This window comes from Coprothermobacter sp., assembly GCA_013824685.1.
GTDB lineage: Bacteria > Caldisericota > Caldisericia > Cryosericales > Cryosericaceae > Cryosericum.
In genome coordinates, this window is sequence record PNOG01000023.1 from 51,817 (window position 1) to 66,329 (window position 14,513).

General features: G+C 59.6%; 11 protein-coding genes. 2 read left to right on the forward strand and 9 right to left on the reverse strand.

The window, feature by feature from the left end; genetic code table 11:
• Positions 1 to 374 precede the first annotated feature (374 nt).
• Positions 375 to 881: a hypothetical protein gene (locus C0398_07765; protein ID MBA4365875.1), complete on the forward strand. Its 507-nt coding sequence runs from the start codon at positions 375 to 377 to the stop codon at positions 879 to 881.
• Between the two features lie 48 nt (positions 882 to 929).
• Here C0398_07765 and C0398_07770 read toward each other — a convergent pair whose 3' ends face one another.
• From C0398_07770 to xylB, 8 genes are all read right to left on the reverse strand, one after another.
• Positions 930 to 2,219, reverse strand: a complete 1,290-nt coding sequence (locus C0398_07770) for an MFS transporter (GenBank protein MBA4365876.1) — start codon at positions 2,217 to 2,219, stop codon at positions 930 to 932.
• A gap of 10 nt (positions 2,220 to 2,229) precedes the next feature.
• On the reverse strand, positions 2,230 to 3,414 hold the full coding sequence (locus C0398_07775; protein MBA4365877.1) for an oxidoreductase: 1,185 nt from the start codon (positions 3,412 to 3,414) through the stop codon (positions 2,230 to 2,232).
• A gap of 198 nt (positions 3,415 to 3,612) precedes the next feature.
• Positions 3,613 to 4,584: a carbohydrate kinase gene (locus C0398_07780; GenBank protein ID MBA4365878.1), complete on the reverse strand. Its 972-nt coding sequence runs from the start codon at positions 4,582 to 4,584 to the stop codon at positions 3,613 to 3,615.
• A 36-nt stretch (positions 4,585 to 4,620) separates the two neighbouring features.
• Positions 4,621 to 5,832, reverse strand: a complete 1,212-nt coding sequence (locus C0398_07785) for a sugar ABC transporter permease (GenBank protein ID MBA4365879.1) — start codon at positions 5,830 to 5,832, stop codon at positions 4,621 to 4,623.
• A 2-nt stretch (positions 5,833 to 5,834) separates the two neighbouring features.
• Complete coding sequence (locus C0398_07790) at positions 5,835 to 7,352, reverse strand: xylose ABC transporter ATP-binding protein (protein ID MBA4365880.1); 1,518 nt, start codon at positions 7,350 to 7,352, stop codon at positions 5,835 to 5,837.
• Between the two features lie 128 nt (positions 7,353 to 7,480).
• On the reverse strand, positions 7,481 to 8,509 hold the full coding sequence (locus tag C0398_07795) for an ATPase (protein ID MBA4365881.1): 1,029 nt from the start codon (positions 8,507 to 8,509) through the stop codon (positions 7,481 to 7,483).
• Between the two features lie 145 nt (positions 8,510 to 8,654).
• Entirely contained in the window at positions 8,655 to 9,974 is a 1,320-nt protein-coding gene (gene xylA, locus C0398_07800) for a xylose isomerase (protein ID MBA4365882.1), read from the reverse strand.
• Positions 9,975 to 9,990: 16 nt separating this feature from the next.
• Positions 9,991 to 11,469 carry a xylulokinase gene (xylB, locus tag C0398_07805; GenBank protein MBA4365883.1) on the reverse strand — a complete coding sequence of 493 codons (1,479 nt, stop codon included), beginning with the start codon at positions 11,467 to 11,469 and terminating at the stop codon, positions 9,991 to 9,993.
• Positions 11,470 to 11,748: 279 nt separating this feature from the next.
• On the opposite strand from xylB, the gene C0398_07810 reads away from it, so the two are divergent.
• Entirely contained in the window at positions 11,749 to 12,453 is a 705-nt protein-coding gene (locus tag C0398_07810) for a hypothetical protein (GenBank protein ID MBA4365884.1), read from the forward strand.
• Here the strand turns inward: C0398_07810 and C0398_07815 are convergent.
• Entirely contained in the window at positions 12,447 to 14,417 is a 1,971-nt protein-coding gene (locus tag C0398_07815) for a hypothetical protein (protein ID MBA4365885.1), read from the reverse strand. The two genes, C0398_07810 and C0398_07815, sit on opposite strands and share 7 nt — an antisense overlap.
• Positions 14,418 to 14,513 lie beyond the last annotated feature (96 nt).

The following is a 14,513-nucleotide window of genomic DNA, read 5'->3' on the forward strand; positions in this document are numbered from 1 at the left end:
CCTTCCAATTCAGAGATTTTGCCACAGCAGGATTGTGCCCTCTCTGAGGGGGTCCGTCAATCCAACTCGTCGCGAATCCTGCTTGACATTAACCCTGGTATGCGCCCTGATCCTCATCTCCAAAGCAGGCATGGAATTCGCAATTGTGTCTCACTCCGGACAACGCTGCAGGAACGACCGGGCCGGCAACATGAGGGGCGGGCGCGACTCCGCCCCTGAGGAAGGCTGCCGGGCCTCGACCTCGTGGATGTGGACGAGGTCCGGCACTTACAGAATCGCCACTCCGGCCCGGCGCGTTACAGCCGGGACAGGCGACGTTCCTTGCACCATGCCAAGGCACTTCTATACTGCTGGGAGGAACCCGGGAGGCGTCTATGGACGAAGTAGCTCGTCTTGTGCACCAGCGTCTTGTACTCCTCTATGCCCAGGCGTCGAGGTGCCTGGAAGAGCTTCGAGCGTCAGGTCTATCCGCGCACCTGATGTCGGTGGACGGAAACCCGTTTCCTGGAGCCGACGGATGGACACGCGCTCCGTACCCCATGCCTGTCATCGACGTCAAAGCGAAGGGTTCTATCGGGTTCGATCCAGCCGGAGCCTTCTTCGTGTTCGCCGTCCCCACCGTCGAGGCCAAGGCGGCAAGCATCGACGCCCTTTTCAACTGCTTCGAGAACAGCTCGCTCCTTGGCGCCAACAGCCTCACAGACTACTGGTCCGGCCACAACGGGGCTGTCCAGTCGGTCGCTGAGGCGGCCCGTGATGGTGAAGCCGCCCTGCTGGTCATCGTGCGCTTTGGCCTGGAAATGGAAGGTCTTCCTGGACTGTTCGAGCAGGCGACCCGTATCATGGCGGGTCAGTCCCCGACGATCGTGTCACCACCGTAGCTCGAGCGTCTGGATATGTCGACCCCCTGGTGCCGAGCCCGCAGGGGGCTACAGCAGCGGCTGCTCAGCTTGCGCTCGCAGGCGCAGTTCAGCGCGGACGGTCTCGATGTCGTGTGGCACGAGGATGATGGCGCCCACAAACAGCAAGGCACACACGGCCCACGTCGATGTGCAGATGACGACAATCGCCGTCCGCAGGTCCAGCCTGACTGCGATGAGACCTGCGACCAGCGGCGAAAGTGCCGCTCCCGCACTCTCGACGAAATTCTGGATGGCAACGGACGTGCTGCGCACTTCAGGCAGGGTAACATCGCAGACTGTAGAGATGACGTTGGGCGATGCGAACGGGGTGAAGAGAGCCGAAGCGGCGAGCATCACCAGAAACGTGGTCTTCGCAACTACGGGGACGTTCATGGTGATGAAGAATAGCACGGTGCCCATGACGACGCCGACGATACTCACGATGAGACGGCCACGTGTGGTCCTGCGGAACAGGCGGTCGCCCAGCGCACCGGCGAGAGGATACCCTGCTGCCAGCACCAGAATGGCAACAATCATGGTCGAAAGGACTTCACCAGCGCTATAGCCGCGTTCCTTCTCGAGATACCGAAAGAACCAGTAGGTGATGACGTTCCAGGGAAACACTCCAAAGAACCCCTGCAGGTAGAGAAGGACCAGTGATTTCTTCCGCAGCAGCCAACCTGCGGTACGCCACTCGAAGTGGTGTTCCTGAAGCACCGCAACGTTCTGGAGCTCAGGCTCCGATCTCCCGCGTGCAGCGTCGTGCACGCCGAGAAAAATGATCGCACTGACAACGAGCCCCAGCGATCCCGTCACATAGAACACTCCTCGCCATCCGATAACGTCCTTGAGCGCCGTCGCCAGGACCATGCCGACGATGTAGCCAAATGGCGCTGAGATCTGCAGCAAACCATAGACGCGCCCCCGCACAGCGGGAGCAAAGTAGTCTGCGAGCAACGAGTAGATGCCCGGGTAGCTGGCATCATCGATACCGGTCGAAGCACGCGTGGCGACGAAGATGGGGAACGTAGGCGCCAGGGCCGACAGCCATGTGGTCGAGCCCCAGAGGAACGAGGCCAGCGCGAGCAACTTCGGCCTCGAATACCGATCGTACAGATATCCCCACACCGGGTAGAGGATGCCTCCCACAATGAGGGCACCGGTCACAACGGCACCCATCTGGGCCTCGTTGATGTGAAACGTCTCCATGATCGGCGTCGTGAGTGGCCCTATGAGGAGCATGTCGGCCTGATGAAGAAGCATGAACCCAAAAAGAGTCCCAAGCACGAACCACCGGTTTCCGCGGCTTGTTCGCATATTGCCCCTACTAGATGTCGAAGGAGGCGTCGACCCATGCCGCGCCTTCTTTGCTGCTCTTCACACAATCAAACACGAACTTGGTCCCGCGGGCGCCGTCGACGACGGTCGGAAAGATGTCCAGCGGATCCGGGGCGTGGCCCTGCTTCCTGGCCATAAGCACATTGCAGAAGCTCCTGTACAGGTTCGCAAATGCCTCGAAGTACCCTTCCGGGTGACCGGCAGGGAGGCGCGTGAAGTGCCCTGCAGCGGCCGAGAGGTATCCGCTGCCACGCGTCAGCAACTGCAGGGGGCCGCCCTTCTTCTGAAATCGGAGGACATTGGGGTTCTCCTGCTCCCACTCGATGGCGCCATCCGTCCCGTACACGCGGATACGGAGGCCGTTCTCCTTGCCGATGGCCACCTGCGACGACCAGTAGTTCCCGGACGCTCCCCCTTTGTACTTCACGAGCATGTAGGCATTGTCGTCGAGCGGACGCCCCTCGACGAACGTCTCGAGGCTGGCTGCCAGCTTTTCGATCTCCAGTCCCGTGATGAAGTGCACCAGGTTCTCGATGTGCGTGCCGATGTCGCCAACGCAACAGGACACGCCGGCATACTGCGGGTCCGTGCGCCAGACGGCCTGGCGGTTGGTGCCTGCACGTTCGATGGGGTCGGCCAGCCAGTCCTGCAGGTACTCTGCAGCCACGACGCAGAGGGTCCCGAGAGCGCCGGTCCTGACGAGGTTTCGGGCTTCGCACACCATGGGGTAGCCGGTGTAGGTATACGTCACCATGAACTCGGCCTTGTGGGCGCCGGCAAGTACGACCAGTTCCTTCGCTTCCTGCTCGGTGAACGCCATCGGCTTCTCACAAACAACGTTGATGCCCTGTTCGAGGAATGCCTTGGCTACCGCAAAGTGGATGTGGTTGGGGACCGTGATGATGACGAAGTCGATCCTGCTCTCGGCTCGCGCTCCCTCCCTGAGGGCCATGTCATAGAAATCGGCATACGCGCGGTCAGTGTCGATGCCGAGGTCCTTCGCAACCTGGACCGTCTCCGACGGGATGTCGGAGAAGCTTCCGGCAACCAGCTTCGCCTGGTTGTTCAATGCGATAGCGGCGCGGTGCACTGGGCCGATGAAAGACCCTGGTCCCCCGCCTACCTGCCCATACAGAAGGCTGGCCCCTGTGTCGTTCAGCTTGCCTTCGATCATGTCATTTCCCCCTTTCCAGACAACAGACTCACATGCCCCCGGTGGGAGGAGACCGGCTGTCGTCGGTCTAACCGGGGGCATCTGGAGTACGAGAGGGTGGCGCGGCTGTCGCAGCCGCGCCACTTGCAAAGGAGGCTGCCGGCAAACCCTGTGGACTCACCGACATACCCGGTGAACAGTCCACTCACGCAGGCCTCCCTACATCAGCCCTCCCCGCTCCATGACCTGAACCGTCTCGGCGAATGACCGTACACCGCTCGAAGCCCCTGCAGCAGTAACGCACATGGCCCCGACGGTCACCGCAAGGTGAGCACACCGGGAGGCATCCCACCCGTGCACGAGGCCCACCGTGAACCCGGCAACGAACGCATCACCTGCGCCGGTTGTGTCGACGACTGAAACGGAAGGAGCGGCAACATGCTCTATGACATCGTCCTCTGTCCGCAGAAGACAGCCCCTGTCGCCCAGCTTGATGATGACGTTCCGTGCGCCACGAGCGACAAACGACGCTGCCATCGCCTCCGGCTCAGTGACGCCGCTCAACATGGCCGCCTCGGCCTCGCTTGGCAGGAAATAGTCACAGAACGGCAAACACGGCTCGATTGACTTCATCCACCTTCCTGACGCGTCCCACGCCGTATCGAGCAGGGTTACCACCCCACATTCCCTGGCGGCTCTGAGGATCTCCGCCGTCGGCTCTCCGTCCAGGTTTGGCATGAGGAGAGATCCGGCAACGACCAGAATGTCAGCCGACCGCACGAGCTCCATGTCGACGTCTTCAGCAACAAGCGTGGCATTGGCACCGAGGCAATGGAGAAACGAATGCTCGCCGTCGGGCCCTACTAACACGACCGTAGCCGCCGTCTGCACGCCCTCTGCACGCCGCAGACCCCTGGCGTCCACCCCTTCCTGTTCCAGTGTGTGCAGGACGAAATCGCCAAGACCGTCGCGACCGATCTTCCCCAAAACGCTACAGGCCACCCCAAGTCGGGCAAGGTCGATGCCTACGTTGGTCGCGCACCCACCCGTGTGCAGCTCCAGCTGGTCAATGGGCACAAGCAGTCCGCGTCCAGGCATGCTGTTCACTGGTCTCGCAATGACATCGGCACACACAATACCTATGGTCACGACCTTGCCGCTGCTCACGACGCACTCCTGACATGCGGGCAGGTCAGCTACGAGGAGACGGCCTTCCTGCCCATGCCGTTACTGTTTCCTGCGTGTGCTGACGTCGACCGCCACGGCAATCAGCAGGACAATTCCCTTGACGACATATTGGTAGACGACGCCCAGGTTCATCAGGCTCATGCCATTGTCCAACGACGCCATGACCAGAGCACCAATGATGGCTCCGAATACCGTGCCTTCGCCACCCATCGTCGAGGTGCCGCCAATGATGCACGCCGCGATGACGTCCAGTTCCATGCCCGAGCCTGCCCCGCCCGTTGCTGCATTCAACCTGGAGGTATAGACAATACCACCGATGGCGATCGCAAGTCCCTGAAGCACGAAAATCAGGAAGTTCGTCTTCTTGACGTTGATGCCAGAGAGTTGTGCGGCGTCCTTGTTGCCGCCGATAGCGTACACGTACCGCCCGAACGTCATGTTCTGTGAGACGAAACTGAAAATGAGAACCATCGCCATGACGATGAGAATGGCGTACGGGATCCCGCGATAGAAGACCATGATGGAAAAGACCAGCGCGATGACAACAGATATGATCACTTGCTTGAACATCTGATTGCGTGGTGACGAAACCGCAAATCCATGTTTGATACGCCCTCTGCGGCTGCGCAATGCCGAGACGTTGTACAGGATAACGGCAAGGATGCCGATGAGAGCACTGAAATCGTTGAAACCGGCGCCCTTGAAGACTAGTTGAGGAAGGTACCCCTGGCCAAACTGACGGAATAGCTCACTGTTGGGGCTGATGGTGTTGCCACCGCTCACGCCAAGGATTCCACCACGCATGATGAGCTGTCCTGCCAGCGTAACAATGAACGCCGGTACACCGACGTACGCCACCCAGTACCCTTGGAATACCCCGATGACCAAACCAAGGAGCAGCGTCACCGGGATGGCCAGCAGTGTCGGCCAACCCGCCTTGGTAATGAGGGTAGCAACCACGGCGCCGGTGAAACCAACCGCGGAACCCGCCGACAGATCGATGTGGCCTGCAACCATGACCAGCACCATTGTGCACGCGATGACGGCAACGGTAGCCGACTGGAGGAACAGGTTCGACAGGTTCCTTGTGCTGATGAAGATCCCCTTGGTAAGCACAGTGAAGATGCTCCACACGAGCAGCAGCGCAATGATCATCGTGTACTGCCGTACGTTGATACGCAACCGGCTGCGCCAGTTGCCTCCCGGTGAGTTCTGCGGCTGCACGACCGCCTTTGAGTTCACGTTCTCCATGGTTACTTGCCTCCCGTTGCCAAGTACATGACCTTCTCCTGCGTGCCTTCCTTCCAGGAAAGGTCTCCAACCAGTCGACCCATGTGCATGACCAGAATGCGGTCACTGATGCCAAGAATCTCCGGCAGCTCAGACGAAATCATGACGATACACACGCCCTGTTCGACAAGCTGGTTCATAATGTTGTAGATCTCGATCTTGGCGCCGACATCGATACCGCGCGTCGGCTCATCGAGAAAGAGGACCTTGGGGTGCGTCATCAGCCACTTTCCCACAACAACTTTCTGCTGGTTGCCACCAGACAGGTTGCCCACTTTCTGTTCCACAGAGGGCGTCTTGATGGACAGATCCCCGACGTATTGCTCGGTGCGTCGAATCTCCTCGTTGCCGTCGATGATGCCGTTCTTCCACAGCTGCTCCATGCTGGCAAGCGTCATATTGCCGCGCAAGTCCATCATAGCAACAAACCCGTATCGTTTGCGGTCCTCGGACAGATAGGCCACACCCTTGTCGATGCAGGCACTCGGACTATTCGCGACCATCTTCTTGCCGTTCAACAGGAGCTCGCCAGTCCGTCCAACACCATAGCTGCCAAAAATCGACATGGCCAGCTCCGTTCGTCCAGCGCCCATAAGGCCCGCAATGCCCAGAATCTCGCCCTTGCGAACACTGAAGCTGACGCCATCGATGACTTTCCGCGTCGGCACGTCCGGGTCATAGACTGTCCAGTCCTTGATTTCGAGGACGGTTTCGCCCGGCGTATGGTCGACGCGCGGAAAGCGCTGGGTGATTTCGTGTCCCACCATGAGGTTGATCATCCGCTGCTCGGTCATGTTCTTCACATCATCGGTCGCGACAGCTCTGCCATCTCGAAGGATGGTAACGCGATCGGCGATCTGAGCAACCTCCGAGAGCTTATGCGAAATGTAGATGCACGAGACTCCCTTGGCCTGAAGGTCACGGAGTATCTGCATAAGGTTGTCGGTCTCGGTTTCCGTCAGCGCTGCAGTCGGCTCATCGAGAATGAGCATGCTCGCCTTCTTGGACACGGCTTTCGCAATCTCTACCAGCTGCTGCTCGCCAACGCCAAGATCGATGACTTTGATGAGCGGGTTGCGACTCAGATGAACTTCATCCAGGAGCTTGCTTGCGGCGACAAACGTGGTGTCCCAATCGATAATGCCGTTCTTCTGAAACTCATTCCCAAGGTAGATATTCTCTCGGATGGTCATCTGCTTCACAAGCGCAAGTTCCTGGAAGATGATGGCAATCCCGGCTTTCTCGCTGCTCCGCGTTCCGGCAAATTGCAGCTCCTCACCGTTGTATATCATTTCACCGGTGTATGATCCGAAAGGGTACACTCCCGCCAGGACCTTCATCAGGGTAGACTTGCCGGCTCCGTTTTCCCCAACCAGTGCGTGGATTTCGCCCCGCTTCACATTGAAGCTGACGTCATTGAGTGCCTTGACGCCCGGGAATTCCTTGGTGATATGGTTCATCTGGAGAATGTAGTCATCCATCCCTTTCACCTTCCATATTTCGCTGGGAACCGCACAGCCGACGGGCGGGGTTCCCGCAACCACATGCCCTCCTCCGAGACTCATTGGGGGAGCGGGCTTGCCCGCTCCCCGGTTCGTGCAATAATCTTCTACTGGTAAACGTCTGTTCTCTTGAGGTATCCGCTGTCGATCAGCGCAGCATCGATGTTGTCCTTGGTAACAGAGATGGGGACCAGCAGGATCGAAGGAACATCCACGGTGTTGTTATTGACGGTCTGGTTGGCATTCGCGAGAGTATAGCCGCCAAACATCGTCTTGGCTGCTTCGACCGCAGCATCACCAAGCATACGCGTGTCCTTGAAGACAGTCATCCCCTGAGTACCCTTCACGATACGCTGGGCAGCAGCCAGTTCAGCGTCCTGACCGGTGATCGGAACCTTTCCGGCAAGACCCTGGGCAGCTAGCGCCTGGATGCAGCCACCGGCTGTGCCGTCATTCGGAGCGAGGACGCCCTGGATGTTGTTCTTGTTGGCCGTCAGTGCGTTCTCCATGATCTTCAGTGCATTCTCGGGTTTCCACTCGACAACAGCCTGTTCGGCAACGATCTTGATGTCACCCTTGTCGACAAGAGGCTGGATGATGCTCATGGCTCCCTGCTTGAAGAGCTTGGCATTGTTGTCGGTCGGGGCGCCGGACAGAATGGCGTAGTTGCCTTTTGGCATAGCCTTGGTCAGCCAATTACCCTGGAGCACGCCGACCTGTACGTTATCAAATGAGATGTAGACGTCGACGTTGGACGTATTCATGACCAGGCGGTCATAGGAGATGACCTTGACCCCAGCGGCATGCGCCTTGTCGACGATCGTTGCTGCAGCAGCAGAATCCTGTGCTGCAAGGATGAGGACGTTGATGCCCGAGGTGATCATTTGGTCACATTGGCTCTCCTGCGTAGCAGCATCCATGTTGGCGATCTGAGTCAACAGCTCGATGCCCTGGTCAGCACAATCCTTGGTGATACGATCCTTGTCCCGGACCCACCGCTCTTCCTGCAGAGTGGCAAGAGACAGGCCGATTTTCAGCTTCTTCTCCACAGGGACAGCGGTCTTGCACCCTGCGAGGACCGAGACGAACAGCATTGCGGCAAGCAGTACGACGATTGCCCTAGACGTTCTCTTCATGAGCCATTCCTCCTTGAAAGATTCTGGCATCATTGCCAGTTCCACAAGAACTCACGCTTGGCAGAAAACCTGACCTTGCGTGCCAACACCAAACCCAACCCCCACGGGCTGGCTCGTCCCGTCGCTCTTGTGGCGGGACCCCGTACTAATGCAGGCAGTCAACGATCGCCTGCGTCACGAGCGTTTCCAGGTACTCCTGCCGGCCCGAACGGCTGGGCGCCGGTTGTCTGTCAAGGATATAGGCTTCAAGGCTTCGGAAGTCCGCTTTCCCGTCGACGATGTCCTTACCGATGCCTGTAGCATAGGACCCATATCGCTGTTCGATAAATCCGTCCAGCTCTCCGCTTTCGATGAGCTTCGCGGCTGCTCTCAGACCCAGTGCGAAGGTGTCCATGCCCGCGATGTGCCCGATGAACAGGTCGTCGAGCTCGAACGATGCACGGCGTACTTTGGCGTCGAAGTTCAGTCCTCCGGGCTGCAGACCGCCGTTCTTGATGACCTCGAACATGGCGAGCGTCGTCGTGTAGGCGTCGGTCGGCATCTGGTCGGTATCCCAGCCAAGAAGGGAGTCGCCCTGGTTGGCATCGACACTGCCTAGCTTGCCATTAATGCGGCAGTACCGCAGTTCGTGCTGGAAGGTATGACCTGCCAGCGTGGCATGGTTCGCCTCGATGTTGAACTTGAAGAAGGGGTCGAGGCTGTAGCCGCGCAGGAAGGCGAGTGCGTTTGCGGCATCGAAATCATACTGGTGCTTCGATGGCTCGAAGGCCTTGGGCTCAATGAGAAATTGCCCGGCGAACCCGATGTCCCTGGCGTAATCGACAGCCATGTGGAAGAAACGCGCCATATTGTCCTGCTCTAGCCCATAGTTTGTGTTGAGAAGGGTCTCGTATCCCTCACGGCCTCCCCAGAAGACGTAGTTGAGACCGCCGAGGCGTTTGCTGACCTCGAGCATGTGCTTGACCTGGCCGGCGGCGAACGCAAAAATGTCGGCATTGCAGGAACTGGCCACACCGTGAACGAACCTGGGGTTGCTGAACATGTTGGCGGTGCCCCAGAGGAGGCGGACCGGGCTGGTCTTCATGTGGTCCTCAATCAGCCCGACGATGACATCCAGGTTGCGGTTGGTCTCCCGCAGGGTGTCCCCTTCCGGCGCAATGTCCCGGTCGTGGAAGCAGAAGAACGGTATGCCGAGCTTCTCACAGAATTCGAAGATGGCATCGACCTTGACCCGCGCCTTCTCCATGGGGTCGTTGATTGCCGTCCATGGCCGCTGCATGGTACCCCACCCGAACATGTCAGTCCCGTCCGCTCCCAGCGTGTGCCAGTAGGCGGCGGCGAACCGCGTCCAGTCGGCCATCGTACGGCCGAGGATGACCTCGTCTGCCTTGTAGTACTTGAATGCAAGAGGGTTCCTCGAGTCTCGACCCTCGTATCCAATCATACTGATGTCCTTGAACACCATGACTACCTCCGCGTGTCTAGCTTCGCCGTTCAACGAGCCGTTGGGTATTGTTGAACTGCTCCTTCAGTGCCCTGTACAGCGCCTTGTACTGCGCAAACCATGGATCGTATTGCCGCCTGCGCGACGCGTCGGGGTCATACTGTTCCACCAGCTTCACCCATAGGGACGTGTCCAGCCCCACCGCGTTGGCTGCCAGACGGGCAGACCCGTAGGCTGCCCCCTCATCCACCAGGGGACTCCAGATGGGTGTCCCGAAATTGTCCGCCAGCATCTGGCACCAGATACGAGAGCGCGACCCTCCCCCGACGACACGCACGTTGGTCATCGGAGTCCCCATGTCTGCGATGCTCTCGGCCCCTTCGCGCAATGCGAAGATGACGCCTTCGTGGACCGCACGCAGAATATCGCCCTGGCTGTTGAACGAGCTCATGCCATAAAGGACACCCCGAGCATCAGGGTCTCGATGGGGCGTCCGTTCACCGTTGAGGTACGGAAGGAACACGACACCGTTGCTGCCCACCGGGCTCTGTCCGACCATCTCCTCGATGCGACCATAGGAAAGGTTCTGAGCGAAGCGCTGCCGGAACCAGTCGAGTGCTCCCGCCGCCGAAAGGATGACCGCCATGTGATAATAGCAGTCCTTCGTGACATGACTGAACAGGTGGACCCGACCCGTGAGGTCCGGGCTCGGAGTGGCTGTAACGGCCACAACAGTACCGCTGGTCCCCAGGCTGACGACTGTGTCGCCAGGCTTCTCGACACCACACCCGAACGCCGACGCCGCATTGTCCGCTCCTCCGGCAACGACCGGAACACCATTGAGCTGAGGCAGGTCTGGGCAGGTGATCGCTCCGATGACCGAACCGACACCCACCAGGTCCGGCAGCATCGAGCGTCGGACGGTCAGGACATCGAGGATGTGATCGTCCCACACGCCCTCGCGCACACGGTAGAGCGACGTGCCAGACGCATCAGAAGCTTCGATGGCGAGCCGGCCGGTCAACTTCAGGACAAGGTAGTCCTTGGGCAGGCAGAACCGCGCGATGCGGGCAAAGTTGTCAGGTTCATTGGCGCGCAGCCATAGAAGCTTTGGCGCCGTGAATCCTGTGAGCACGGGATTCCCGAATACCTTGATGACTTCCTGCTCGCCGCCGCAGGCCTCGGTCAGTTCGACGCACTCCTGCTGCGTGCGCTGGTCACACCACAGGATAGCGGGACGCACGACGTCACCGGCTGCATCGAGCGGCACGAGACTGTGCATCTGACCGGATATCGACACGGCGAGGATCTCGAGATTGCGATCGACGGTAAGCGTGTCCAGAACCTGAATGGTCGCCTTCCACCAGTCTTCCGGGCTCTGCTCGGCCCAGCCCGGATGCGGTGTCGACAGGTGAATCGGGGCTGAGGCAGTTGCCATAATCGTACCGGACGCATTGACCAGCAGTCCTTTGACGGATGCTGTCCCCGCGTCGATACCAATAATGCATTCCTTCATCTCTGCCACCCCGTCTCGCTCCTACCCACTGCACGCCCCGTTCACAATCATGTGCAGGTCAGACTTCGCACTTCAACGGCGATTCCAGACGCACAATCAATGCGTCCAATTTGTTCCTAATGTTCTATTAACAATCCTAGAAGATTTCACAGGAAAGTCAACAGTTCTTCCAGTTTCGGTTGCACACCACTTGGCAAGCACGTTTGGCGATCATCATGAGAACGCTGGAGATTGCTGGTATACTCTTTCGCATTACGAGCCACGTGAGGAGAGTACTGGATGAAGACCTTCCTGTTCGACCTTGACGGCACACTACTGGCCATGGACAGCCAGGACTTCATGCACGCGTATTTCGATGAGCTCACGCGTGCCTTGTACGGCCTCCTGCCCACACAGGGACTGGCCGGGAACATCCTCACTGCGACGGCGCGCATGCAGGCCGACACAAGCCCTGAAAGCAGCAACCTGGTGAAGTTCAGGAGAGAGTTCGAAGCCTTGTACCAGGACATCGACCAGCAGGCCGTCTGGGACCGCATCATGGAGTTCTACGCAACGACCTTCGACAACGTTCACGATGTCGTGAAACGCAATGAGCCCCTCTACCGGAGCGTCGTGTACTTGCGCACGAAGGGACACCGCGTCCTCCTGACAACCAATCCCGTCTTCCCGCAGTTGCCCACGTACAAGAGGCTAGCATGGGCTGGATTCTCTCCGGATACGTTCGAGTACATCAGCACGTTGGAGAATTGTGGCTACTGCAAGCCCCATGTGGAATACTGGCACCACGTGGCGACCATCATGGACGTCGATCCCGCGCAGGCGGTCGCGGTGGGCAACGATTGCATCGAAGACGTGTCAGCAGGGCTGGCTGGTATCGAAACGTACCTCGTGACAGACTACGTGATCGGCGATATTGCGTCATCGGGGGCGGACCACATCTCGGACGCCCTCGGGTTCGAGCGCTGGATTCTGGAAAACTATTGAGTCTGGAGGCGTATCACGTGGTGTGCCGTCATCGCGAATACGCGGCCTCCTGCCACAACGATACGCCGTACGGTGAGGTCGGGCAGACCACTGTTCAGACGCTGCCACGTAGCTCCCTCGTCCCGTGAGATCGCTGCTCCGCGCGCCTGTGTTCCCGCGTACAGCGTGCCATCCCCAGCGACTGCAATCACGTTAATCGCTCCCGACGGGGACAGGATAGTCGACAGCCCGCTGCTCGCACGGGACCACTTCGTCCCACCATCCTGCGAGACATACACACCCTCGGTGTCCGTTCCGGCGTAGAACCGGCCTGTCTGTTCGTCGACGGCGAGGCTGTCGATCCAGGGTGTCCCGATGGACGACTGCAGGAGGGTCCAGCGGTTGCCGTCATTCCCTGTCGTGTAGAACCCCTGACCCAGCAGTGAGCATATCACGGTGCCCGGCGTCGCCGGGTCCGGCAGGAGCGCGGCAATCTCGATGCGCGGTGTCGGGGTCCCGGCCGACGCCTTGGCCACGAGGCCGATGTTCCTCGGTTCCCAGGTCAGACCTGCGTCGTGCGAGACCGCGAATCCCCCGTCGGTACCAGCATAGACCATCGTCGACCCTGTGGGCCGGGACGCCAAGGTACTCACCCTGACGCCTGGGATACCACGGCTGACAGCTATCCAGTGGTCCCCGCCGTCGACACTCCGCAGCACCGACCCGTCGGATGTGCCGGCAAGGACAGTTGTTCCGTCCTGCACGACAAGAATGCTGAGTGTCTGCTTTGACTCGGAGCAGTGCGACCACGAGATGCCAGCGTCCAGACTGCGGAAAACCCCCTGGTCCGTCGCCGCGTAGAGAACGTCTGCATCGACAGGCGACGCTGCCAATTGAGTAAGCGTCAGGTTTGTGATCCCGGTACTGGAATCGATCCATGCCCTGCCGTTACCAGAGGAGAAGACCCCATGGGACGTCGCGGCCAGCATGCCCGTGCCAGAGCGCGTGAGTCCGAAGACATGTCCGCCGTCGGGCAACTGAAAGGTCAGCCGCCAGTCGAGGCCATCTTCTGAGAAGTACAGTGCCCCGGATTGCGTGCCGAGGGCAAGTCCAGCTGCACCGTCCCCGAGGAACTGGACCGCTACGCAGTCCGAGGGCAGTGACCCCTTGCGAGCAGTGACCCACGTCCGGCCTCCGTCTGTCGATAACCCCGCGCCACCGCCGGTCACGGTGACGGCCACACGAAGCTCGTCCGCGGGATCGATATCGATGCTCGTCACCGTAGGCTCTGATCCAAATGGCAGGAGAATCACGTTCCACGTGCCGCCTCCATCCTGCGAGACGAAGAGGCCGGTTTGCTGCGTTCCTGCGTAGATCGTCCTGCCATCGCTGGTGGCATCGACGGCCATGATGCGGTCGCCCAGACTCTGGCGACCGGTCCAGCTCCACGAACGCCCTCCGTTCCGCGAGACATAGAGACCAACATCTCCGGTTCCTGCAAAGAGCGTGTCAGGAGAGTCGGCAGCGGAAGCAAGGCAGGACATCGACCGGCTGCCCAGACCCCGACTCGCATTCTTCCACGTCTGGCCACCATCCTCGGAAAGAAAGAAGCCTGCACCGTAGACGGCCTTGCCGACAATCCTTCCGTCCGCCCTCAGGTCAAGCTCGATGCCCACCACGTAGTGGCCGGACGAAGCGCCGCCGAGTGGCGTCCAATTGCTTCCGCCATCGGAGGATACATAGATCTCGTCTTCACGCGTACCGGCGTAGACGACTCCACTATCAGAAGAGAGGCTGGCAATGGCCGTGACCGGTCCACCATAAAGCCCCTTGTCCGATCGCACCCAGATCGTTCCCTCGGCGATGCCTTCAGCATTGGTGAAGACACGCCGTATAACGACGGCCTCGCCCGCGCTGGCATACCATAGAACACCCAGGACAAATGCGACCAGAACCACTATCAGGATGCGACCAACGTGTTTCATCACTGCTTTCCCCCACCATCGGAGCTCTGTCGCCCGGTAGAAACAACGCGATCGGGAGCAATTGGTTACGCCCTCCAGTCACCGTATCCGTTCGGA